The sequence below is a fragment of the Beijerinckia indica subsp. indica ATCC 9039 genome, from assembly GCF_000019845.1.
GTDB classification, from domain to species: Bacteria; Pseudomonadota; Alphaproteobacteria; order Rhizobiales; family Beijerinckiaceae; genus Beijerinckia; species Beijerinckia indica.
Genome location: NC_010581.1, coordinates 3,120,714 through 3,144,154, shown reverse-complemented (window position 1 = coordinate 3,144,154; position 23,441 = coordinate 3,120,714). Strand labels below are relative to the sequence as shown.

Genomic DNA, 23,441 nt, shown 5'->3' with positions numbered 1-23,441 from the left:
TTGTAAGTTTTTTATAATACTGACAATCGCGAGAAATGATCTGCAAACTCTTCTTGAACAGTCATCAAGCTTTCTAAAAACACAAAGACTCTAAACAGAAGCCAAGGGTTGCCTTATTTAATCCCTTGTATCATTCAATGACGGGTGTGGCGGTGGTCGCAGGCTGGCCTGCGACCACCGCTTTCATGGCACGACAATCATTTGCGAAGTCGTATTATTGGCCATATTGGATTCCGCAAAGCGTCCAACGTCATTGACGTTTGCGGTAATCGTATGTGTTCCAGCGGGGATAGTGTAGAGGTTGCCGTTGGTTCCGATGGTGGCTGAGGCGCCAGCGGCCAGCGGTCCATCGGCGGCTCCCCAGGTGGCCCATGCCCCATCAACGGAATATCCGACACCGATCACCACACCGGCAGGTGTTGCAGCGACGCCTTGGTTTTTCACGACGGCCGTGAAAGCGCCGTTGGCATATGAGAACGAGGTGACAACGACATCGGGCAAGGCATTGCCACCAACGGTAATCGTCTGAGAGTCCTTATTATTTGTTATGTCTGATTCAGCAAAGCGTCCAATGTCATTGACATTTGCGGTGATCGTATGGGTGCCGTTGGGGATAGTGTAGAGATTGCCATTGGTTCCGACAGTGACCGAAGCACCGGCGGCCAGAGGTCCATCGACCGCTCCCCAGGTGGCCCATGCCCCATCGACGGAATATCCGACACCGATCACCACGCCCGCAGGTGTTGCAGCCGCGCCCTGGTTCGTCACGACAGCGGTGAAGGTACTGCTGGCGTATGAGAGGGACGTGACAACGACGTCAGGAAGGTTGGTCTGCAGGACTGGAATAATTGGCGCTATTGCAGGCACACCGTTTGAGTTCAAGACAAAAAGCATATAATAGCCCGGAGGAGCTAATGACGGGGCCGCGTTCAACATTCCCGTGACGTAGGCACCATTTTGGGTGAACGGGATCGGGATTAATCGCTGCTCTGGATCGTATGCATGCGTATTAAATCCCACGCGGATAAGATTGACTGCGCTGATCGTATCACCCGCTCCCACTTGCATCGTGAAAGTCTGGTTCAAACTGAGTGTTGCAGGGGCGGCAGCGATAGTCGGGCGGGTGGCCGGGTTCCCGGAACCGTCTTTTGCGTAGAGATAAGGGGGATAGTAAATTTCCGCATTGAGCTCGCTTATCGGACCGGGAGCTCCACCGCCTCCCGTCAGCACCGACCCATCAGGCAAAAGCAGGGTTGCCGAATGATAAAGACGAGGGGTGGCAGCGGTGGCACCAAGCGTCCAGGTTCCGGTCAGCCTATTATAAAGCTCCGTTTGATAGACGGCGCTGTTGAGATCATTAAAGGTGGCGGAACCGCCTGAGGCGAGGATGCTTCCATCGGCGAGCAATGTCAGGTTCCCCATGTCGCGCACGTAATTGAGCGAACCGACTGTGCTGACCACTGGCGGATTTTGGGAAATATCGACGGCCTGAACAACTTTATTATTGCGTACGGCCAATATACTGAAAGGGTTGCCGTTCTTATCAAGCGACATCACTGTCGGATAATCATTGGTCCCCCCATTGAGCAGTGCTCCTGTATCCTGCATGGTCCCCGCGCCGGCCGTCGTAAGCCTAAAAATATTGCCGGCTTGCGATAAAAAATATGTCGTATTATCAGCACCGACGAAGGCTCTCGGATAATACCATTCATTGGTGTTGCTGGGTGTGGTTATTGTAATTCCATTCAGCGCGGTCCAGGTCGAGGACGCCACGCTGAAGAGTTCAGGCGTTGGCTCTCCCCCGGCGGTCGGCGAAAGGAGTCCACCGAGAATCAGTTTATCGCTGGTGGGCAAAGTGACCGTGGTGGGATACCAACGCGGATAGATCATCTGTCCTGCGGATGTCAGACTATTCTGTGCCGGCGTAAAGACTTCGACATTATTGTTCGAGTAGTTTCGCACGCCGTTCACGGTCAGATCGCCGCCAGCGATCAACATTTTGCCACTTGTCCCAAGCAGGGATGCTGTACTGCAGAAGAGGTCAGTGGCCGTGGTATTTGTCAGGATAGTATGTGCGGCAGTGCCATTTCCAAGTGTGGGATCCCAAACGTCATAGACGAACTGGCCACCTTGATTGCCGTTTTGGTCGGTGCCGTAACTCAAGACCCGACCGTCGGGTAAGAGGGCGACGTGAAGGGGTATGATCGGCCAAGAAAAGACAGGGCCAAAAAAGCCAACCTGATTTCCGCCTGCTGGAACAGCGGCATTGACTGTCTGGTTAGCTCCATTGGCTGCGGGGGCAGCAGCTCGAGATTGCGGAATTGCCGGGACGTCGCCGAGCTTGAGATTTGGTCTCGCGGTCCCCACCGGTGCGTTGGGGCCGTAACCCAAGTCCACAGGGGCCGACTTGCTTTTTTCCTGGGTGAACCACTCATTGTTGAAAAGTGCAACCACCGGCAGTGAACCGGCGAGGCCGATGACGATGATACCACCAATGTAGATAGGTACCTTTGTGAAGACTCCGAGTGTTGCCCAACGGTAAGAAGCTGATTGTAAAAACGTATTAATAAGACGCATGACGGCCCCTTAATAGCGTTGTTAAAATCGAATGTTGTCAGAAACGTAAATATCAAATGATATCGTGCAGTATGACTGCGATATATGAGAAATATAATGTAAAATGCTGTAATTGCTGCGTTTCGCTATGAGAGAACGCTAAAATCATCATACTGTACGCTGACAAAATGAGGCGCAGATTTGATGCTGCATTAATAAAATGCTTATCTCTTGATAGATAAGCAAAATATGACCTGCGGTATGTTAATACCGTAATAGCTAATCACGGACTACCGAGCAGGGTGGCATATTGCTGGTCAAGTGACTGAAATAATTAGTTTAATATATTCGTGTGTGTCATTCTAAGAGTAATATTGAGCGTTCTGTCGAAAGTCATGATTTTGAATGAGAGAATATATCGTATGTGCTCTAAAACATGAGCGCGTATACCCTATTATGGGAAGGGTAAAATACGTCATGCTATGTGTCAACAGAATATTTAGATAGCTATAACGTGGCAACTCAGGCTAAATTATAAAACGTCTTTGGATTTTATGTAAATGTCATATGGTCTTCTACAAAAGTGCCATAGATTGAATGTGAGATGCTTGGTAAGGACGCATTGAGAAGTTGCATCAATGGGTTTCAAGCCATCTGAATATCGGTGATCCGCGCCCTAAAATTTCACTTTGTCCATTTCGGTGCAAACTAAGCTAAACTACTGGGTTAGTTCACTTCTCCAACCATTTGATATCTCTTCGGTGAAGCGCAAATCAGGGGGCTGTAGGCGATCGAAATAACACTCAGAAGATTTCAGGTGTGGAATGACCCGGGAACATATGAGATGACTTTGAATTGCTTCTGTCGGTGTAATCGTGAGTCGGTGTGAATTTATCAGCTCGATGAGCAAAAATGGATGTCTCCATGGGGTTCTCGTAGTCATAGCTGGTGTTTTGTGCCTGCTCGAGCATATTCTGACGACAGATAGAGACACCATAAGAGAGAGATGGTGAAGACAGCAATAGCAGGGGAGCGTGAACAATGCTTTGGATCGGCAGAATGAAGCGACGGGACTGGTTGCCCATCGGGGCTGTGGCGGGATTGGTCTTGTCGGTGGTGATGACCGGCCCCAGCACTGCGGACGATCAGGCGCGGGAAGCGGATGCGATCGTGAAGGCCATGTCGGATTATCTGGCCAGCCAGAAAACGATCGCTTTCGATTTCGATACGGAAATAGAAGTTGTCACGCCGCTGAACCAGAAGCTGCAGTTCAACAGTTCTGGCAATGTGAATATCAGTCGGCCCTCCAATTTCCGGGTGCAACGCACGGGCGGCTATGTCGATGCCGAGCTTATCGATGATGGAAAGACGGTCACGCTATTTGGAAAACGTATCAATAAATATGCGCAATTAGATGCCAGCGGCTCGTTCGATCAGGTTATCGATGATCTTCGCAATAAATATTCTGTGGATCTGCCTGCTGCCGATTTCTTCGTTTCCAATCCTTATCACGTGCTCCTGGAAGATGTCATCGAGGGCAAACATATCGGCCGAGGCGTGATTGATGGTGTGGAGTGCGAACATTTGGCATTCCGTAACAGCGATGCGGACTGGCAGCTCTGGGTTCGGGTGGGCGACAAGCCGATTCCATGCAAATATCTGATCACCAGCAAGGCGGTCGGTGAGGCGCCGCAATATTCGATCCGTTTCAAGAATTGGAAGACCGACGTTTCCTTCGCGCCGGATGCTTTCACCTTCAAGCCGCCGGCCGATGCGCAAAAAGTTGATCTTGGTCAATTGCCAAATTTGGATGAGGTTCCTGACAGCGCGCCTGTAGGAGGGCAGAAATGATAGGCTTTCGGAAGAAGATTTTCTTTTCCACCTGCGTGGCGGGCCTGATGGCTTTTGTCTTGTTGGTGAATGATCATCCCTCGCACTCCTCCAATGGATCGCTTGTCTCCTCTGCTGAAGCGGTCATTGGCCGCCCGCTCACGCCCATGAGCTATGCCGGTGTCGCGCGCCGCACGACGCGTCGCGCCGTTGCCGTGGGAGCAGCAGCGGGTGCTGCAGCGGGCGCCGCCGTAGTGCCGGGCTGCGTACAAGTGGTCAATGCTTATGGCCAAGTCTACTGGCGCTGCCCGTAAGCATTGTTATGGGGGCTTGCTCTGTAATCTTACTGTGCGCGCTGGCTACCCTGTTTTTAGAACGTCCGATACCGAATGATGTCCTTGATGTGGTAATGTCTATACTAACGTCATAAAACATGACCATTAGAACGCTTTCGAATTTTTGCTATGCCTTTGGGAACGCGAAAATTCGAGAAAGGAGCCAAGAGGCGCTGATGGCGTCTCTTGGCAGGAAGCCGGAGAAATGGTCATGTCGCGCGTCTTGAAAAGCGTCATTGCGCTTTTATTTCTTGGCGGCTTGATCGCGGGAGGGATTTGGATCGCCCGATCCATCACATGGCCTCTAACGGTAGCGGTTCCTCCGCTTGGCGACACGACATCCAAGATGCTCCAGGCTTTGGGGCGGGAGGCCAGTCAATCGTCCCATTGGGTTCGGATGAAGCGGATTTCCGTCGCCGATATGCCGGCCGCGGCTGCGGCTCTCCAGGATGGCAAGGTCGATCTCGCGATCTTACGCACCGATGTCGGATTGCCATCCAAGGCCCAGACCATTGCTATTCTGCGCACCTATCAGGTCTTTCTGATCATCCCGCCGAATTCCTCGATCGAAAGTTTCAGTAATCTTCGCAACAGGACAATCGGGTTCCTGCCGGGTCCGCCGGAGGATCAGGCTCTTCTCGATAAAATTCTCACCTACAACAATATTCCGACCACGTCCGTAAACAGGCTCCAGCTCACACCTGCTGAGGCCGGTGTGGCGCTGGGGCAAAAGAAAATCGCCGCCATCTATGTTGTCGGTATCCCCGGTATCGGGATTTCGAGCGAGGCTTATGCCGCCGCCGCCAAGGCGACAAAAGGCACGCCGCAGATCATCGGTGTGGATGAAGCTGACGCCATGGTGAAACATTTTGGCGGTCTTCAAAAGGTGGATATAGACGCAGGCTCATTTGGCGGCGTTAAGGCTCAACCCGAGGAAGACACGGCCACGCTCGCCGTCACATTGCGTCTCGTCGCCAAACAAAGCATGTCGAATTATGTCGTAGGGGAGGTGGCCCGCAAACTCCTCGAGGCAAAAACGCGTCTGGCCTCGACAGAACCCTCGGTGATGGGAATAGAGGCGCCTGACACGGACGATACCCAATTTGCGATTCATCCGGGAGCGAAAGCCTATTTCGATGGGGATGCGCCGAGCCTGTTCGATCGTTTTGAAAGCCTGTTCTGGATCGGCTCCGCGGCCTTGGGTATCCTGGGCTCCGGCCTCACCTGGCTGTGGAGCCGGATCAGGGGACCACGGCAGGACATGGAGCCGGTCGGTGATCGCCTGGCGAGCTTCCTCAAAAGGGTCCGCCAAGCTGACGAACGGGCATTGGCGGAACTCGAGGATGAATTGGATTCCATCGTGTTACAGTTGATCGAGGCGCGATCGGAGGGGACCATCGAAGGTGATGACATTAATACTTATGCGATCGCCGTGCTGCATGGCCGCGCGGCGATCGCGGAGCGTTTGGCCTTCCTGAGGCAGCAACAAGGTCAAGGAATGGAATAAAAAAGCAGCGCGTGATTTCAGAAGCGCGTGCTTCTTTCCAATCGCGGCGGCGAATACGATTGATGCCTATCCTCCGAATCGGCGGAAGAAATCCCAGATATATTTGGTCGCGTCGATATCATTATTGTAGGCGCCGCGTGATGATCCGAGTCCCATGGCCGCGCCGCGATGGCCTGGAATCGTATGGCCACCGCCTTCGACACGCAAAAGCTCCACGGGTACCTTGCAGCCGCTGAGCTTGTCGAGCGAGACTCTGGTTCCGTCCGCGGGATCGCGATTCGGCAGAAGGGTCGACACATGGCCATCACCGCAGCCGGCCGCCTTGCCGAAAATATTGAGCGTCGTCATGATCGGCGCCAGCTCAATTTTATTGTCGGGCAGATTGGCGAGGCCGCCCTGAAAAGGGACGAAGGGATCCTGCGTGCCGGCGATCATTATGAGTGGCACCGGCCGGGCGGGCGCGCAGCTTTGGGCGAGATCGGCAGGCAGGCTGATCAGTAAAGTGGAGACCGCGGCCCATTCGCCCTGATTATTGCAGGCAAGCCGCAAGGCCAGCATTCCACCCGAGGAGACGCCGATCAGGAAAACCCGCCGCCGGTCGCCGATACCATCGGCGACGAGGCGATCGACCAGATCATGGATGAATGTTTTGTCGCGCTGGGCATCGACTTCAGTGGTGGCTGCCCAATGGCCGCCGATCGCCTCGGGATAGACCATGACCGGCCGTGCTGTATGCAGGATTTCTTCAAGGCCCAGAAGATGGCGCACCCGTGCGCCATTGCCGCTGCCACCATGCAGCACGATGATGAGGGGCCGGCGTGCTTTTTTAAGGCGCTCGTGCTGCACCAATATGGCTGACCGGGTCTGCCCACCCGAATGCACAGTAATCCTGCCATCCGCGGCATGGCTCGCGGAGGAAACCCACGGAAAAAGACAAAGACCGAGCGCAAGACCAAGAGCGGGTCCAAGCGTAAAGGCTGGGCGAGGCAATGCCATGATTTCCAATGCGCACCACAAGAGCTTTCAGTTTATTATCATGCCCACGCCAAGCCAAGCATGACAAGCAGAATTGAAAATGTCGTGATTCTTGAAGGGGAATTCAGTTTCGGCAAAGCCACCCGATAGTGGGGCAGGACCATTCGCGAGATTGACAGAGCCTGGAGGGTGATTCGATTCCGTGTGAATAATACCAACGGTCATGATCGATGACCGTTGGACCACTCTTGAATTTTCGCTCTCGCTTTGAAAAAGCGAAAATTCAAGAAAGGAACCAAAGATCGTTATTCACGACCTTTGGTATGACGAACAGTGAAGAACAGGCAATAGGCCGCGTCAAAAGCGCCTCTGTCGAAGAGGTGAGTGCAAGTGCGTTGTAGGATGCGTAGGTTTCCTTTACTGGAACGAATATCAACAAGCCGGCACGGGGAGCCGTCTGTCGCCATGAGGCGGGAGGCTAAAGAGACTCAACGGCGCGGTCAGCGTTGATGTGGAAGTCTTTTTACGAAAGAAGTGAGCGAAGCCCATGGCCGAAATCAATCTAGGTCCTGGCAGGGTGGGAAACCAACGGCCGTTATCCCCGCATTTGCTGATCTATCGGCCCATGCTCACCATGATGATGTCGATTGTGCATCGCATCACGGGCGCGGCGCTCTATTTGGGAACCTTGCTCCTGGCCTGGTACCTGATCGCTGCCGCATCGGGACCTGAGGCCTTTGCGACAGCCTCGATCTTCTTCAATTCCATTCTCGGAAAATTGATCCTCCTGGGATTCACCTGGGCTCTGTTTCATCATTTCCTTGGTGGTGTCAGGCACATGATCTGGGATGCCGGCTATGGTTTCGATGCCGCTGGGCGCGAGTTTCTGGCGCAGGCGACCTTAATCGGCGGGATTCTCCTGACCCTGTTCGTTTGGATTTTGGCTTATTTTATCGGCTAGCCCCTTCGTTTCCAGCAGCTGGTCGTGATGCGGAAATTGGGTAGGGATCGGATACGGGCTGATTCCTGCTCCCGCACCTGTGCTGGATTGGCGAATCACAGGAATGGGCGGTCTCGAGGCCGCCGCGTCAGTTTAGGCGTGCCGGTTATTAGGGATGGGACGACATGAGGCATGATTCTTCTTCCATGCGGACCGCGGCGAGCCGGGTTCGTTTTCTCGGCGCGGCGCGATCCGGAACCGCCGAAACTTGGCATATGCGGGCTACATCGGTTGCCTTGTTGCCCCTGAGCATTGCCTTCGTCTGGATCGTCCTTTCCTTGCTCGGCAAGAATTATCAGGACGTCGTCGCGACGCTCGGTAGCCCCTTGCCCGCGCTTCTCATCCTGCTTTTCGTGCTCGCCAGCGTCTATCATATGAAGATTGGCATGCAGTCGATCATTGATGATTACGTTCACGAACCGCATTTCAAGGATTGGGCGCTTCTGGGCAATCTCTTCTTTTCCTTCTGCATCGGCCTCGCCTGTATCTATGCCGTCTTGAAGCTGAGCTTCCTCTGACGAATACGGGACCGGACTGGTCGTTTAAATTGGCTGAAAGGCAGTATCATGGCCCTTAACGGATCATCGAACGGAACCGCGGCGCCGGCCTATAACGGGACCGCTTATCCGATCACCGATCATACGTTCGATGTGGTTATCGTCGGTGCAGGCGGGGCTGGTCTTCGCGCGACCGTGGGATGTTCCCAGGCGGGGCTTCGCACGGCCTGTATTTCCAAGGTTTTCCCGACCCGTTCGCATACGGTCGCGGCGCAGGGCGGTGTCGCCGCCTCGCTCGCCAATATGGGGCCGGACAATTGGAAATGGCACATGTACGATACCGTCAAGGGATCGGACTGGCTGGGCGATCAGGATTCCATCGAATATCTCTGCCGCAATGCGCCGGCAGCCGTGTTCGAGCTCGAACACTGGGGCGTGCCGTTTTCGCGCACGGAAGACGGCCGTATCTATCAGCGGCCCTTCGGCGGTATGACCACGGATTTCGGCAAGGGTCCGCCGGCACAGCGGACTTGCGCGGCTGCTGACCGCACAGGCCATGCCATTCTGCATACGCTTTATGGGCAGGCCCTGCGTAACCAAACCGAATTCTTCATCGAATATTTCGCCATCGATCTAATCATGGAAGATGGCCATTGCCGTGGTGTCGTCTGTCTCAAGCTCGATGATGGCACGATTCACCGTTTCCGTTCCCAGCTCGTGATTCTCGCGACGGGTGGCTATGGCCGCGCTTATTTCTCGGCGACATCCGCCCATACCTGCACGGGCGACGGCAATGCCATGGTGCTGCGTGCTGGTCTGCCGCTGCAGGATATGGAATTCGTGCAATTCCATCCGACTGGCATCTATGGCGCGGGTTGCCTGATCACCGAAGGCGCGCGCGGCGAAGGCGGTTATCTGACCAATTCGTCAGGTGAGCGTTTCATGGAACGCTATGCGCCGTCGGTGAAGGATCTGGCGCCCCGCGACATGGTTTCGCGCGCTATGACGATGGAGATCCGCGAAGGCCGTGGCGTCGGTAAGGGCAAGGATCACATCTTTCTTCATCTCGACCATCTCGACCCGAAAATCCTGCATGAGCGGCTCCCCGGCATTTCGGAAAGCGCCAGGATCTTCGCGGGCGTCGATGTCACGAAGGAGCCGATCCCGGTTCTGCCGACCGTCCATTATAACATGGGCGGCATCCCGACGAATTATCACGGCGAAGTCGTCATCAAGAAGGGTGATGATCCAGATGTCGTCGTGCCGGGCTTGATGGCGCTTGGCGAGGCGGCTTGCGTGTCCGTACACGGCGCCAATCGTCTTGGCTCGAATTCGCTGATCGATCTGGTGGTTTTCGGCCGCGCCGCGGGCCTCCGTGCCGCCGAGATCGTAACGGCCGGTGCGAAACAGCCGGAACTTCCGGCCGGTTCTGCTGATCTTTCGCTCTCCCGCCTCGATCATTTCCGCAATGCCAAGGGCTCGTTGCCCACCGCTGAACTGCGGTTGCGGATGCAGAAGGTCATGCAAAATAATTGCGCGGTCTACCGGACCGGCGAGACCCTGGAAGAAGGCTCCAAGCTCATCCATGAAGTCTGGAAGGCTAAGGATCAAATCGGTGTGACGGATCGCGGTTTGATCTGGAATACAGATCTGATCGAGACCTTGGAATTCGATAATCTGATCGTGCAGGCCGTCGTCACAATGGATGGCGCGGTCAACCGCACGGAATCACGTGGTGCCCATGCGCGTGAGGATTATGCCGAGCGCGATGACAAGAACTGGATGAAACATACATTGGCCTCGATCGATGGCACGGCCCATACGGTGAGCCTCGATTACCGGCCGGTGCATAATTACACCATGACCAACGAGATGCAGTATATTGAGCCCAAGGCGCGTGTTTATTGATCAGTAGACTATCGGACGGCGTGAGCTTTCCGATACCTGGGCCGCATGAACAAAAAAGCCGTTTAAGGCGTTGTTTCAAATAGGCTCCCGGCAATCGAATCGTCGGGAGCAGAAGCCAAGTTGAAACAAAAAAAAATGCCCTCGCAAAGCGAGGCACGGGAGGAAATCATGCACGGTGCCTGGAAATATCTGCTCTGCGCGAGCCTTGTGCTCTCCGCCTCGAATATGAAACCGACCTTCGCCGCCGAGAGGGAAACCCAAGGTGCTGTAAGTCCGGAAGTCTTGATCGGTTGTTGGGGAACCGGCTCCTCGGAGGAGGGGCAGGCCACTGGCGAGAAACAAGTGCATCGGACACGCTGTTTCGGCGCGGATGGAAAATATGTGGCCAGTGTTAAGATCTGCGGCAAAACCGCCAATGGGAAAGAAGAACCGTGCGAGAAGAAGAGCACGGACAAACTTGCTTTCCGGTGGGAGGGCAATGATCTCAACATGGAGGATCGCCGTGACGAGCAGGTCATTTGGGTCCGCTGCACGCCGAGCCTCAAAGGTCGGGATCGCTTGGTCTTTACGGGCTGTTATGCCTCTAACGAGGAATGGACCCGTCAGGCTTCCGCCGAATAAGGCTTTGGGCTAGGCCGAAAACCCGATTTGCGGAGTTTGAGACTTTCGGGGATCGGGCGCGACATCGAGAATGATCGAAGTCTCTTCTTGGAGAGGAGACTTCGAAAGGGAGGCAGGTGGAATGGAACGGCGATCATGCATGGGATCTTGCCTGGTCTCAAACAGACGGTGAACCGGCATTCTTTGCGGCTGAAATTCTAAAGGTTCTTCATCATGGTTCAGTTTACCCTCCCTAAAAATTCGACGGTGACGACAGGCAAGACATGGCCGAAGCCGGCTGGAGCCAAAAACGTCAAGGAATATCACATCTATCGCTGGAACCCAGAGGATGGAGCCAATCCGCGCATCGATACTTATTTCGTCGATCGTGACAATTGTGCGCCGATGGTTCTCGATGCCTTGATCTATATCAAGTCAAATATCGATCCGACGCTGACCTTCCGCCGTTCCTGCCGCGAAGGCATTTGTGGCTCATGCGCCATGAATATTGACGGCACCAATACTCTTGCCTGCACCAAAGGCATGGATGAGGTCAAAGGGGCGGTAAAGATCTATCCTTTGCCGCATATGATGGTGGTCAAGGATCTCGTGCCGGATCTGACCAATTTCTATGCGCAGCATGCTTCGATTGAGCCTTGGCTCAAGACGACGACGCCGGCTCCGGAAAAGGAATGGCGGCAATCGCCTGAGGATCGCAGCAAGCTCGACGGCCTTTATGAGTGCATCCTCTGCGCCTGTTGCTCGACCTCATGCCCGAGCTATTGGTGGAATGGTGACCGTTATCTCGGTCCTGCCGCGCTCCTCCAGGCCTATCGTTGGTTGATCGACTCTCGCGATGAAACCACGGGTGAGCGTCTCGATAATGTCGAGGATCCGTTCCGGCTCTACCGCTGCCACACCATCATGAATTGCGCCAAGGCTTGCCCCAAGGGGCTCAACCCTGCCAAAGCCATCGCCGAAATCAAGACGATGATGATCGAGCGCCAGCTCTGATCCGAGAAATATCTCTCTGAATTGAAGGCACTTTCTCGAATTTCTGCCAATCTGTTGAGAAGGCAGAAATTCGAGAATCCTCAGTCGTCATCTCTCGTGACCGCTGGGAGGAATGGACGTCGTTCTTGATCGGAATCGTGGCTTGAGCGAGGCTTGCCTTCTTTGAGCCTTATTCTGCGGTTTAGAATAAGGCCCGAGAAAGGATGCTTGATGATCGGCTTTCCAATCCGCGCAGCGGCGATCGCTTGTCTGCCTTTGAGTGCTATAGCGCTTGCAGATAAGGTTTACGCCGAGACGACCCCGGCGCTTGACGCGAAAATCGCCCATTATGCCGCGATGCATGGTGTTCCGGAACGTCTCGTCCATCGCATCGTGCGGCGTGAAAGCAAAGGCAATCCGCACCTCGTCAGCCGAGGCAATCTGGGTCTGATGCAGATCAAATATGCGACGGCCCGCAGTATGGGGTATTCAGGATCGCCGCAGGGCTTGCTCGACGCCGAAACCAATCTTGCTTATGCCGTGCCCTATCTCGCCAATGCCTATCGGCTCGCGGGTGGCAACGAGGATCGTGCCGTCACCCTTTACGCTGCCGGTTATTATTATACGGCGAAGAGCAAGAATATGCTCGGTGAGTTGCGCACAGCCGATTCGGCGCCGATATCCTCTCGTCCCATCATGGCTATGGCTCCGGCCGCTCGTGAAATGTCGCGGGATCTCGCTCTGGCCCGCTCCGAATATGAAATGGCCCATCAGCAAAGTGGAAGCCAGCTAGCTTCCACTCCGGTGGAGATGGCGTCGAGCAGCATGCCGGTTGTCGTGCCCTTGCCGCCGGTACGTCCAACTCTTGCCGGCGAAGCTCCGCGTGAGGAAAGAAATCCGGGGGAATATCAAGTGGCGAGCCTTGATGCCGGCATGACAGGTGGTTCCTTTCCGGACAAGGCGCCGGTCGTCGCGCCTCTGCCACCGCCTCGTCCTTTTAGCGCGTATTGAGTTCAAACCGTGCGGGAGCGTGATATGATCCCCCCGCGAAGCTTGCCTTTTTCCCCTGATCCTTGGCAAAAGAAAGCGTCCGCCGGGTGCGATTTTGGGAGCAAGCCATGTTCTATGCGATGAACCGTTTCAAGATCATCAAGGGTGAGGAACAGGCCTTCGAGCAGAAATGGCTGTCCCGCGACAGTCGCCTGAAGGAATTGCCCGGCTTCATTGAATTCAACCTGCTGCGTGGTCCAGAAACCGAGACCTATACGCTCTATGCCTCGCATACGGTCTGGGCGAGCAAGACGGATTTCGTCAATTGGACCCAATCCGAGCAATTCCGTGCCGCGCATGCCGGGGCGGGGAGCGCCAAGCCGCTCTATCTCGGCCATCCCGAATTCGAAGGGTTTGAATCCGTGCAGAGCTTGAGCAATCGGTCCGTTGCGCAAGCCGCCGAATAATCGCGCCTAGAGCATCAAACCGAAAAGTGGACACCATTTTTCGGAAAAATTTGATGCTTTTATAAAGATTTAGAGCATCGCTCATGATTCCGATTTAACGAGCGATGCTCTATACTCCGGGATTTTGAAAAGAATGGTACACGAGGGCTGGGCGTTCTATGCTCGGCTCCGTGTGCGGTCGGGCATTGGCTCCGCTGCGAAACTTTGCCGAAGATCATATCATGACCCTTGTTCATCGTCCGATCGAAGCCGGCGACCGAGTGTTCCTAGTCGACGGTTCTTCCTTTGTCTTTCGGGCCTATTTTCAGTCGATCCGGCAAGACGCCAAATATAATTATCGGTCTGACCGTCTGCCGACTGGCGCGGTGCGCCTGTTTTGCACCAAATTGTTCCAGTTCATCCGCGAGGGCGCGGCGGACCTGAAGCCGACGCATCTGGCGATCATTTTCGATAAGTCGGAAAATTCCTTTCGCAAGGAGATTTATCCGCCCTACAAGAGCAATCGCTCGGAGCCGCCGGAAGATCTCATCCCGCAATTTCCGTTGATGCGCGCTTCCGTCCGCGCTTTCGGCCTGCAGCCGGTCGAGCAGGATCGTTATGAAGCGGATGACCTGATCGCCACTTATGCGACGCAGGCCCATGCTCTCGGCGCTGAGGTTCTGATCATTTCCGCTGACAAGGATCTGATGCAACTGATCGGGCCGGGCGTTTCCATGTATGATCCTGCCTCCGGCGAGGCTGGCGCCAAAGGAGCACGGCAGGAACGGCGGATCGGGCAAGAGGAGGTCGTCGCCTATTTCGGTGTCGGCCCTGACAAAGTCATCGATGTCCAGGCGTTGGCTGGCGATTCGACCGATAATGTTCCAGGCGCGCGCGGCATCGGCATCAAGACGGCGGCGCAGCTCATTAATGATTATGGTGATCTCGATAATCTTTTGAAGCTCGCCCGAGAGATCAAGCAACCGAAACGGCGCGAGATCCTCACTGAACCGGAAAGCGTCGGGCTGATCGAAATCTCCCGCAAGCTTGTCACTCTGGTTCGTGACGTGCCGGTGGAAATCCCGCTCGCCGATCTTGGCTTGCATGCGCCGGAACCGCACAAGCTCGTCGCTTATTTGAAGGCGCTGGAATTCACCACTCTGACCAAACGCGTGGCTGAAGCCTATGGCGTCGATCTTGCTGCGGTCGAGCCCGATCCGGCCTTTTGCGGCGCGGCCGGCTGGCGCGGCCGCAATGGCGAGGTGCTCGTTGAAGCCGAGCCAAAAGCGGGTGAGGGGGCGACGGAACCAGCCGGTGCTGAAGCTTCGGGAGAAGTCGCGACAAGAAGCGGGCCGAAACGCAATGCGCGTTATGGTGAGCCTGTTGAAAAAGCAGCTTTGGGCAGCGGACCGGGTCTCTTCGCCTCCGCCCGCGCCGCCGAGGGACGTGCTGGGACATTCGAGCACTCGGCCTATCAGACGATCGTCACTCTTGAGGCTCTCGATGCTGTAATCGCGGCGGCTTATGAAGCGGGCCTGCTTGCCATCGATACCGAAACCACCTCGCTCGATCCCATGCTTGCGGATCTGGCTGGTCTTTCTCTCTGCGCGGAACCGGGAAAGGCCTTCTATGTTCCAGTCGGCCATACGAGCGGCGAAGGGCAGGATTTGTTTGAAGGTAAGGGCCTGCTGCCGGGGCAATTGCCGATCGGCGTGGTGCTGGAGCGCCTGAAGCCGCTGCTTGAAGATCCAAGCATCCTCAAGATCGGACAGAACGTCAAATATGATTGGATCGTGCTGAAACAGCACGGCGTCGAGATGCGGCCCTTGGACGATACGCTGCTGCTCTCTTATGTGCTCGACGCTGGTCTGACCGACCATGGCATGGATGTCTTGTCCGAGAAACATCTTGGTCATAAGCCAATCCCCTTCAGCGCGGTTGCCGGCAGCGGCCGGACTTTCATCGGCTTTGCCCGGGTCGCGATCGACAAGGCGACGGAATATGCGGCGGAGGACGCCGATGTCACCTTGCGGCTCTGGCGTGTTCTGAAACCGCGTCTGCCTGCGGAAAAGATGACCACGGTCTATGAGACCTTGGAAAGGCCGATGATTGACGTCTTGGCCCGCATGGAGCGCCGGGGCGTTGCGATTGATCCGCCGTTGCTTGGCCGGCTTTCAAGCGATTTCGCGCAGGATATGGCGCGCTACGAGGCGGAGATTTACGAACTCGCCGGGGAAAAATTCAATCTCGGCTCCCCCAAGCAATTGGGGGATATTCTGTTCGGCAAGCTTGGCCTGCCGGGCGCCAAGAAGACCGCGACGGGAGCCTGGTCCACCGCCGCCGGCGTTCTTGAGGATCTTGCCGAGCAGGGCGTCGACCTTGCCGCCCGCATTCTCGACTGGCGGCAGTTGGCCAAGCTCAAATCCACGTACACGGATGCGCTGCCAAACTATATCAATCCTTCGAGCGGGCGCGTGCATACATCCTATGCTTTGGCCGCGACAACCACCGGGCGGCTTTCGTCCTCGGAGCCCAATCTGCAAAACATCCCGGTCCGCAATGAGGCAGGACGCAAGATTCGGCGCGCTTTTATCGCCCCGCCAGGGCGTAAATTGGTTTCAGCCGATTACAGCCAGATCGAATTGCGGCTGCTCGCCCATATCGCCGATATCAAGTCGCTGAAAAACGCCTTTGCTGAAAACCTCGATATTCATGCGATGACCGCCTCGGAAATGTTCGGGGTTCCGGTCGAAGGAATGCCGAGCGAGATCCGGCGCCGTGCCAAGGCCATCAATTTCGGCATCATCTATGGTATTTCCGCTTTCGGCCTCGCCAATCAGCTCGCCATCCCCCGTGAGGAAGCGGCCGCTTATATCAAGAAATATTTTGAGCGTTTCCCCGGCATCCGGGCCTATATGGACGACACCAAGAAGAAAGCGCGTGAGAATGGCTATGTCGAAACGATTTTCGGCCGCAAATGCCATTATCCGCGCATCAAGGCCTCGAATCCTTCAGAACGCGCTTTGAATGAGCGCGCGGCGATCAATGCGCCCATTCAAGGCTCGGCGGCTGATATTATCCGCCGCGCGATGATCCATATGGAAGCCGCGCTCGCGGCGGAAAAATTATCCGCGCAAATGCTGCTGCAAGTGCATGACGAATTGATTTTCGAAGTGCCGGACGATGAAGTCGAGGCGACCATTGCGGTTGTGCGCAAGATCATGGTCGAGGCGCCCTTGCCGGCGGTCCACCTGTCCGTGCCCTTGCAGGTTGATGCCAAGGCCGCCCAGAATTGGGATGAGGCCCATTGAGAGCGCTGATTGTCCGTATGCCTCGTGAGCGCGGTCAATATAAACGCTGTGGCTGTGAGCGTCACGGATGAGCGTTTCTCCCGCCGCTTCGGTGAGCCTCTCTTTATGGCAGGCCGTGCCTTTCGCGGGTCTCATTCTCTCGATCGCGGTTGGGCCGCTCGTCCACAAACATTGGTGGCATAATCATTACGGCAAGATCGCTCTTGCCTGGGCTCTCTGTGCTGCCGCCGTCTTGATGATGAAATCGGGTGTGCCGGCCGCCATAACGGCCATCACTGCTACTCTTCTGCACGAATATATGCCCTTCATCCTGATGATGTTCGCCTTGTTCACGGCGGCGGGCGGCATTTCCATTCGGGGTGGTTTTACCGGCACGCCGTTTTCCAACGTCCTGCTTCTGGGGCTGGGGAGTGGGCTTGCGAGTCTCATCGGCACGACCGGGGCCTCGATGATCCTAATCCGGCCGCTGATCGCGGCCAATGCGCATCGCTCCTTCAATGTGCATGTCGTGATTTTCTTTATTTTCCTCGTGTCCAATATCGGCGGGGCCTTGCTGCCCATGGGGGATCCACCCCTGTTTCTCGGCTTTTTGCACGGGGTGGATTTCTTCTGGACCTTGCGTCACCTCTGGCCGCATACGCTGATTTCCATCGGATGTTTGCTTGCGGTCTTCTTTCTTCTCGACTCCCTCCTGCCACAGAATCGAGAGCGGGCAGGGCACTTCGCGCATCCCTCGGGCCTGGAGGTGAGAGGGATATTCAACGCTCTGTTCATCCTTGGCGCGGTCGGTGCCATCATCCTCAGCGGTCTCTGGCATCCAGACTATGATCTGAAGCTTTTCGGTATCCCGCTCGCCGCTGAAGCCCTGGCACGTGACGTCATGATGATCCTTTTCGGCGGTCTCTCTCTTTTCTTTACGAAGCGGGATATCCGTCGCGACAATGGATTCGATTTTGACCCCTTGATCGAAGTCGCCAAGCTTTTCGCCGCGATCTTCATCTGCCTCGTTCCGGTTATGGATTTGCTGCAGGCGGGGGCACAGGGCCCGCTCGCTCCCTTGATCGGCGGCTTGGAGACTCTAGAAGGCAGACCTTTGCCGTCAGCCTATTTCTGGACGACAGGGCTGCTCTCTTCGTTCCTCGACAATGCGCCGACCTATCTTGTCTTTTTCGAATTGGCGGGAGGCGACCCGGCCGTTTTGATGAATGCCAAGGCTGATGTGCTTGCGGCCATTTCCTTTGGAGCGGTCAGCATGGGGGCCATGACCTATATCGGCAATGCGCCGAATTTCATGGTCGCGGCCCTGGCGCGCAAGAACGGCATCGCCATGCCGGGTTTCCTTGGCTATCTGCTGTGGTCCTGCGGGCTGCTCTTGCCCTTGTTTCTCGGCCTCACCTGGCTCTTCTTCCGGATCGGATGAAGAAAGCTCAGGCATGTTGCAGCTTGGACAGGGCCACGCGCGCGACATCGACAAGATTTTCCAATGTCTTGCGTAACTCTTCGGCATCATGGACGAGCGCCGGAAAAACAATGCGCGCTGTGCGGTCGCCGCAGGCGAGATCGAGCCCTTCCGGATCGATGCCGGTCGCCCGCCAGTCGCCATCGGGGGCTTCGGCCAAGGCTTTGGCGAGCAGCGCGAGCGCTACGGCATGGTCCGCGTTGAGATGGGTCAAAGCGCGCACTTCGGAACTTATCAAGTTCGCGGACCCAGAGATGGACGTCTGAATCTGCGCGGCGGAAAATTGCCCCGCGCGTCCGAAACCGCCGTTGAGATGGGCGTGCTGGAGGCGGATGCGGCAAAAGGAGAAATCGGGAAAATCAGCATAGAGCGCCGATTTCGGATGGCGGTTGAGGAAGCGCCGTTTGGCGGTCTCACGCGCTTCCGAGTCCTTGAGGACTTCGGCGCGTCCCGTCACGGTCAGGCGCGGATGCGCGAGAGGATCGCCGGGCCCTGTCTGAACGAGGAGAAGTGAAACACGATCATCCACTATGAGATGTTTGGTATGGGTGGCGAGTGCGGATATGAGGAGGAGGGGCGAACCATCTGGTTCGGTCGCGACATTGACGAGGCTGGCGAAGGGAAAACCATCTTCCGGCGCCAAGGTGGCCAGCGTGCCGGCGCGAATGACGCGCAACAGACGTTTGGCCTCGCTGACTGCATCGTAGGACGGAAGGTGACCGGATTTGTCTCCGTTATCCTTGGAGTTCATGCAGGCTCACGCTCAAGTCATGCATCCGATGCCGGTGTGATCGAGCCAGATAGGGTTCCGGCTTCGGGCTGGAAGAAATCAGAAAATGCGCCGCCATCGGATTGCCAGGTGAAAAACAGACAGTCCGTCATCAGTTATCTTTTAGTTAGTGAGCGAAGCTGCCCTTCTTTTCAAGGCTTATCATTGCATGGGCGGCATGACTGAGGCAGGCATCAGGGCGCATGATGAAAGTCAGCCGAACCAAAAATGCGACTATGAGCCGAATATCAGCAACGAGGACGCTCATATTGCTGCCACGATTCGTGCTCAACAGCCATGCTAATGGCTAAGTTACGAAAAATATTGAATCTTTGATATGGCTATCTTATAAAGAAAAGATGGTTTGCCCTTTTGCGCCGGTCCGTCTTAAAATCTTAAATAAACCGTGACGGGTTTGCGGACATTGAAATTCCCGAGCGGAATATTGCTTATGGTTTTGGTGCAGGGTGGTTTGGATGGACCGTAAGCCATGCAGCCAGCGCGGGGCAGGGCAAAAACGGGCGGACAGGATCCGTTCAGCTCTGGAATACTAGAGTGCTGCAAGCTTTGAATCGAAACGGCCGTCACGCTCTATGTCTTTGAAAATTCGTTAAGTTTATCCTGAATGGGATATCCGCTTTTAGGTTTGATGCTGTAGCCGTGCCCCCTCTGAAGCGGATGCCACACTTCGGCCGTCAAATCCCGTGAACGTGGCATGGCGCAAGTTTTGAGGAAAAGGCCAAGGTTCGCCCGATTGGGCTCATAGGATGAGCCGGCGACCTCTTCGAATTGGACCCTTCATGCCGACCATTGCACTCGTCGATGACGACCGTAATATTCTCACTTCCGTCTCCATCGCTCTGGAAGGCGAAGGCTATCGCGTTCAGACCTATACGGATGGTTCGACCGCGCTCGACGGATTGAAAACGAGCCCTGCCGATCTCGCCATTTTCGACATCAAGATGCCCCGCATGGATGGTATGGAGCTTTTGCGGAGGTTGCGGCAGAAATCGGATATTCCGGTGATCTTCCTCACCTCCAAGGATGACGAGATCGATGAATTATTCGGTCTCAAGATGGGTGCCGACGATTTTATCAAGAAGCCCTTCTCCCAGCGTCTGCTGGTCGAGCGCGTCAAAGCCATTTTGCGCCGTGCCAATCCGAAGGAGGCAGTGCCGCAGAAAGAAAACGAGATCAAGATTCTCGAGCGCGGCCAGTTGAAGATGGATCCGGAGCGCCATACCTGCACCTGGAAGAATGAGGGGGTAACCCTGACCGTCACCGAATTTCTGATCCTGCAGGCGTTGGCGACTCGTCCCGGCGTCGTCAAGAGCCGCAATGCCTTGATGGATGCGGCCTATGATGATCAAGTCTATGTCGATGATCGCACGATCGATAGCCATATCAAAAGGCTACGCAAGAAATTCAAGGCTGTTGATGACGAATTCGAAATGATCGAGACTCTTTATGGGGTCGGATATCGCTTCAAGGAATGAGCGATTCCCGGATCGATGATACGGGAGTTGATGGATTGCAGGCCGATGGAAGCGGCTCGATAGAACGAAGGAGCGATGAGTCTCGAAGCGAGGGATAATCCGATCTCTGGAGGTCGGGCGGCGGAGCGTGTGATGATCGAACGCGCGGGGCTCGATCGCTCCACGCGAGCGGCGCAGCGTGCGCGGCGGCTCCGGCGTGGTTTCCTGCGTCGCCTGCGCGTTCTTTCGCGCGCGGTGGCCGCTCGCTTTTCTTCTTCGCTGACGCGGCGAATCATCGTCTTGAATATTGGTGGTCTCGTCGCACTGCTCTTCGGCTTTCTCTATCTCAACCAATTCCGGGCCGGTTTGATCGACGCGCGCATGCAGAGCCTGCAAACGCAAGGCGAGATCATCGCAGCGGCGATTGCCGCCTCGGCGAGTGTCGAGACCGATGCGATCACCGTCGATCCGGAACGCTTGCTGCAACTCACCCCCGGCGAAACCTATGGATTTTCTGACGAACGTCAGCCGTCGTTCGAATTTTCGATTAATCCTGAACGTGTCGGGCCGGTTTTGCGCCGTCTCGCCTCGCCCACCCGCACGCGGGCGCGGATCTACGATCGCGATGGGTATCTTCTCATCGATTCGCAATCCCTGACGAGCCGCGGCAATATTCTGCGCTATGATCTACCCCCGGCCTCTCCGGCCGCATCGGCGCCGTTCTATGTGCGCCTCTGGCATGCCGCGCGGGAGCATTTCCGTGTGACGGAATTGCCGCTTTATGAAGATATAGGCGGCGGCAATGGCAAGGCCTATCCAGAAGTGAGCCGGGCTCTTGCCGGCGGCGAGCTCTCGGTGGTGCGGGTCAACAGCAAGGGTGAGACGATCGTTTCGATCGCCGTGCCGATCCAGCGTTTCCGTGCCGTGGGCGGCGCGCTTCTGCTGTCGACTCAAGGAGGGGATATCGATCAGATCATCGCCTCCGAGCGCTGGGCGCTCGTGCGGATCTTTCTGGTTTCAGCGGCGATCATGTTCGTGCTCTCGCTGTTCTTCGCCGGGACGATCGCCGAACCGATCCGGCATCTGGCCGAGGCCGCCGATCGTGTGCGGCGCGGCACGAAATCGCGGCAGGAGATTCCCGATTTTACCGAGCGCGCCGATGAGATCGGCCATTTGTCGGGCGCCCTGCGCGACATGACCAAGGCGCTCTACAATCGGATCGAGGCGATCGAAAGTTTTGCCGCCGATGTCGCGCATGAATTGAAGAACCCTTTGACGTCATTGCGCAGTGCGGTCGAAACTCTGCCGATCGCCCGGACACCGGAATCGCATCAAAGGCTTTTGTCCATCATCCAGCATGATGTGCGCCGGCTCGACCGGCTGATCAGCGATATTTCCGACGCTTCGCGACTCGACGCGGAACTTGCTCGCGCCGATATGGATTTCGTCGATCTCGCCAAGCTGCTCGAGGCGGTGGTCGGCATGGCCAATCAGGTCGAGACGGAAAATGGCGTCCAGGTCAGCCTGGATTGCGTAACGGAGCGGGAGCATGATCATCGCCACCGGCTGGACTTTGTCGTGCTGGGTCATGATTCGCGGCTGGGCCAGGTGTTCAACAATCTCGTCGATAATGCGCGTTCCTTCTCGGCATCGGGCGCCAGCGTCCGACTGATCTTGCGTCCGGCCAAAGGGGATCATGGTGATTGGCATTCGCCCGGTGGAATCGAAGTCCTCATCGACGATGACGGACCGGGAATTCCAGCCGATGCGTTCGAGCGCATTTTTGAGCGTTTCTATACGGACCGTCCGAACCAGGGTTTCGGTCAGAATTCCGGTCTCGGCCTGTCGATTTCGCGCCAGATCATCGAGGCGCATGGGGGCCATATTAGCGCAACGAATCGTTTTCTTTTGGGATCGGACGACGAGGAAGACACAATTTGCGGCGCGCGCTTTGTGGTCTGGCTCCCCCGCGCCGTCGCGCCACCACCCACGCCGAGAAAAGCCGAAACGGTGCATCATTTCGGATGGACTGGATAAACGGGCTTTCGAGAGAGGTGGCGTGGTTGGCGAAGCGTCCTTTGTGCATGCGACGGCTCTGGTCATTGGTGAGACCGGCCTTCTGATCCGTGGCGTCTCGGGAGCGGGCAAGAGCGCGCTCGCCCTGGCGTTGCTGGCGCTTGCCGAGGAGCGCTTCTATTTCGCTCGCCTCATTGGCGATGACCGCATTCACGTCGAAACCTATGGAAATCGCGTGATCCTGCGACCTCATGTCGCGATTGCTGGGCAGATCGAGCGGCGCGGGCGTGGCATTCTCACACTTCCCTTTCTCGACGCGGCCGTGGCCCGCTGCGTGGTGTCGATCGAGGACCATGCGCTTTCGCGTCTGCCGGATAGGCTTGAGGAAGAGACAATCCTGGCGGGTATTCCTCTGCCTCTACTCCGTTTGGAGCCGGGCTTGCCGCCGCATGAGAGGGCCGCCGGTCTTTGGAGCGATTTTCGGCGGATGGGTTTTCTATGAGATGACCTTGAGAGCGGGTCTGAGCGGAAATTCCTCTCTTTCAATATCATATTATTGGTCATAAAGATTGGAGGTCGGATCCTTCACGAAGCTTGCCCAAGGGGGCAAAACGCGGGAAGAATTCAAAAGTTGCCTTGACGACTTTTGAGAGATGGCTTTTGAGCATGGCGCTACCTCCCTTCCATGGGACGCTGGATAGGAAATGGCCGTCGCATTGGATTTTCCCATATCCTTGTCGTCAAGCCGTAGCCGTGGCTGGCTTTCGACCCCCT

The 23,441-nt window shown here is 56.0% G+C and carries 18 protein-coding genes; 15 read left to right on the top strand and 3 right to left on the bottom strand.

Going from position 1 to position 23,441, the window contains the following annotated elements; translation table 11 throughout:
* Nucleotides 1-183 precede the first annotated feature (183 nt).
* The gene (locus BIND_RS13905) at nt 184-2,577 is read right to left on the bottom strand and encodes a galactose oxidase-like domain-containing protein (protein ID WP_012385679.1); all 2,394 of its coding nucleotides are present in this window, start codon (nt 2,575-2,577) and stop codon (nt 184-186) included.
* Nucleotides 2,578-3,615: 1,038 nt separating this feature from the next.
* Between BIND_RS13905 and BIND_RS13900 the strand changes: the two genes are divergently transcribed.
* The 3 genes from BIND_RS13900 to BIND_RS13890 all read left to right on the top strand — a co-directional run bounded on the left by BIND_RS13900 (nt 3,616) and on the right by BIND_RS13890 (nt 6,228).
* The gene (locus BIND_RS13900) at nt 3,616-4,407 is read left to right on the top strand and encodes a DUF2092 domain-containing protein (RefSeq protein ID WP_148210651.1); all 792 of its coding nucleotides are present in this window, start codon (nt 3,616-3,618) and stop codon (nt 4,405-4,407) included.
* Nucleotides 4,404-4,700: a hypothetical protein gene (locus BIND_RS13895; RefSeq protein WP_012385677.1), complete on the top strand. Its 297-nt coding sequence runs from the start codon at nt 4,404-4,406 to the stop codon at nt 4,698-4,700. The genes BIND_RS13900 and BIND_RS13895 overlap by 4 nt, the downstream gene beginning before the upstream one ends.
* Before the next feature lie 232 nt (nt 4,701-4,932).
* Nucleotides 4,933-6,228, top strand: a complete 1,296-nt coding sequence (locus BIND_RS13890; RefSeq protein ID WP_050764010.1) for a TAXI family TRAP transporter solute-binding subunit — start codon at nt 4,933-4,935, stop codon at nt 6,226-6,228.
* A 66-nt stretch (nt 6,229-6,294) separates the two neighbouring features.
* Here BIND_RS13890 and BIND_RS13885 read toward each other — a convergent pair whose 3' ends face one another.
* Complete coding sequence (locus BIND_RS13885; protein WP_012385675.1) at nt 6,295-7,224, bottom strand: CE1 family esterase; 930 nt, start codon at nt 7,222-7,224, stop codon at nt 6,295-6,297.
* 526 nt (nt 7,225-7,750) lie between these two features.
* Here BIND_RS13885 and sdhC point away from each other — a divergent pair.
* The 9 genes from sdhC to BIND_RS13840 all read left to right on the top strand — a co-directional run bounded on the left by sdhC (nt 7,751) and on the right by BIND_RS13840 (nt 18,368).
* A complete protein-coding gene (gene sdhC, locus BIND_RS13880; protein WP_012385674.1) occupies nt 7,751-8,164 on the top strand; it encodes a succinate dehydrogenase, cytochrome b556 subunit in 414 nt (137 codons plus the stop codon).
* Between the two features lie 164 nt (nt 8,165-8,328).
* Nucleotides 8,329-8,721, top strand: a complete 393-nt coding sequence (gene sdhD, locus BIND_RS13875; RefSeq protein ID WP_012385673.1) for a succinate dehydrogenase, hydrophobic membrane anchor protein — start codon at nt 8,329-8,331, stop codon at nt 8,719-8,721.
* Between the two features lie 48 nt (nt 8,722-8,769).
* Nucleotides 8,770-10,608 carry a succinate dehydrogenase flavoprotein subunit gene (gene sdhA, locus BIND_RS13870; protein ID WP_012385672.1) on the top strand — a complete coding sequence of 613 codons (1,839 nt, stop codon included), beginning with the start codon at nt 8,770-8,772 and terminating at the stop codon, nt 10,606-10,608.
* A gap of 120 nt (nt 10,609-10,728) precedes the next feature.
* Nucleotides 10,729-11,229: a hypothetical protein gene (locus BIND_RS13865; protein WP_148210650.1), complete on the top strand. Its 501-nt coding sequence runs from the start codon at nt 10,729-10,731 to the stop codon at nt 11,227-11,229.
* Nucleotides 11,230-11,442: 213 nt separating this feature from the next.
* On the top strand, nt 11,443-12,222 hold the full coding sequence (locus BIND_RS13860) for a succinate dehydrogenase iron-sulfur subunit (RefSeq protein ID WP_012385670.1): 780 nt from the start codon (nt 11,443-11,445) through the stop codon (nt 12,220-12,222).
* A 210-nt stretch (nt 12,223-12,432) separates the two neighbouring features.
* Nucleotides 12,433-13,212 carry a lytic transglycosylase domain-containing protein gene (locus BIND_RS20750; protein WP_012385669.1) on the top strand — a complete coding sequence of 260 codons (780 nt, stop codon included), beginning with the start codon at nt 12,433-12,435 and terminating at the stop codon, nt 13,210-13,212.
* 107 nt (nt 13,213-13,319) lie between these two features.
* On the top strand, nt 13,320-13,658 hold the full coding sequence (gene hmuQ / locus BIND_RS13850; protein ID WP_012385668.1) for a heme-degrading protein HmuQ: 339 nt from the start codon (nt 13,320-13,322) through the stop codon (nt 13,656-13,658).
* 221 nt (nt 13,659-13,879) lie between these two features.
* A complete protein-coding gene (gene polA, locus BIND_RS13845; protein ID WP_041778850.1) occupies nt 13,880-16,948 on the top strand; it encodes a DNA polymerase I in 3,069 nt (1,022 codons plus the stop codon).
* 67 nt (nt 16,949-17,015) lie between these two features.
* Nucleotides 17,016-18,368, top strand: a complete 1,353-nt coding sequence (locus tag BIND_RS13840) for a sodium:proton antiporter (RefSeq protein WP_012385666.1) — start codon at nt 17,016-17,018, stop codon at nt 18,366-18,368.
* 7 nt (nt 18,369-18,375) lie between these two features.
* Here the strand turns inward: BIND_RS13840 and BIND_RS13835 are convergent, their stop codons facing one another.
* The gene (locus BIND_RS13835) at nt 18,376-19,158 is read right to left on the bottom strand and encodes a HugZ family pyridoxamine 5'-phosphate oxidase (protein ID WP_012385665.1); all 783 of its coding nucleotides are present in this window, start codon (nt 19,156-19,158) and stop codon (nt 18,376-18,378) included.
* 818 nt (nt 19,159-19,976) lie between these two features.
* On the opposite strand from BIND_RS13835, the gene BIND_RS13830 reads away from it, so the two are divergent.
* The 3 genes from BIND_RS13830 (at nt 19,977) to BIND_RS13820 (ending at nt 23,169) form a co-directional block, all read left to right on the top strand.
* Nucleotides 19,977-20,672: a response regulator transcription factor gene (locus BIND_RS13830; RefSeq protein WP_012385664.1), complete on the top strand. Its 696-nt coding sequence runs from the start codon at nt 19,977-19,979 to the stop codon at nt 20,670-20,672.
* Between the two features lie 132 nt (nt 20,673-20,804).
* On the top strand, nt 20,805-22,688 hold the full coding sequence (locus BIND_RS13825; protein WP_012385663.1) for a sensor histidine kinase: 1,884 nt from the start codon (nt 20,805-20,807) through the stop codon (nt 22,686-22,688).
* Nucleotides 22,689-22,710: 22 nt separating this feature from the next.
* Complete coding sequence (locus BIND_RS13820) at nt 22,711-23,169, top strand: phosphoenolpyruvate carboxykinase (ATP) (protein WP_012385662.1); 459 nt, start codon at nt 22,711-22,713, stop codon at nt 23,167-23,169.
* Nucleotides 23,170-23,441 lie beyond the last annotated feature (272 nt).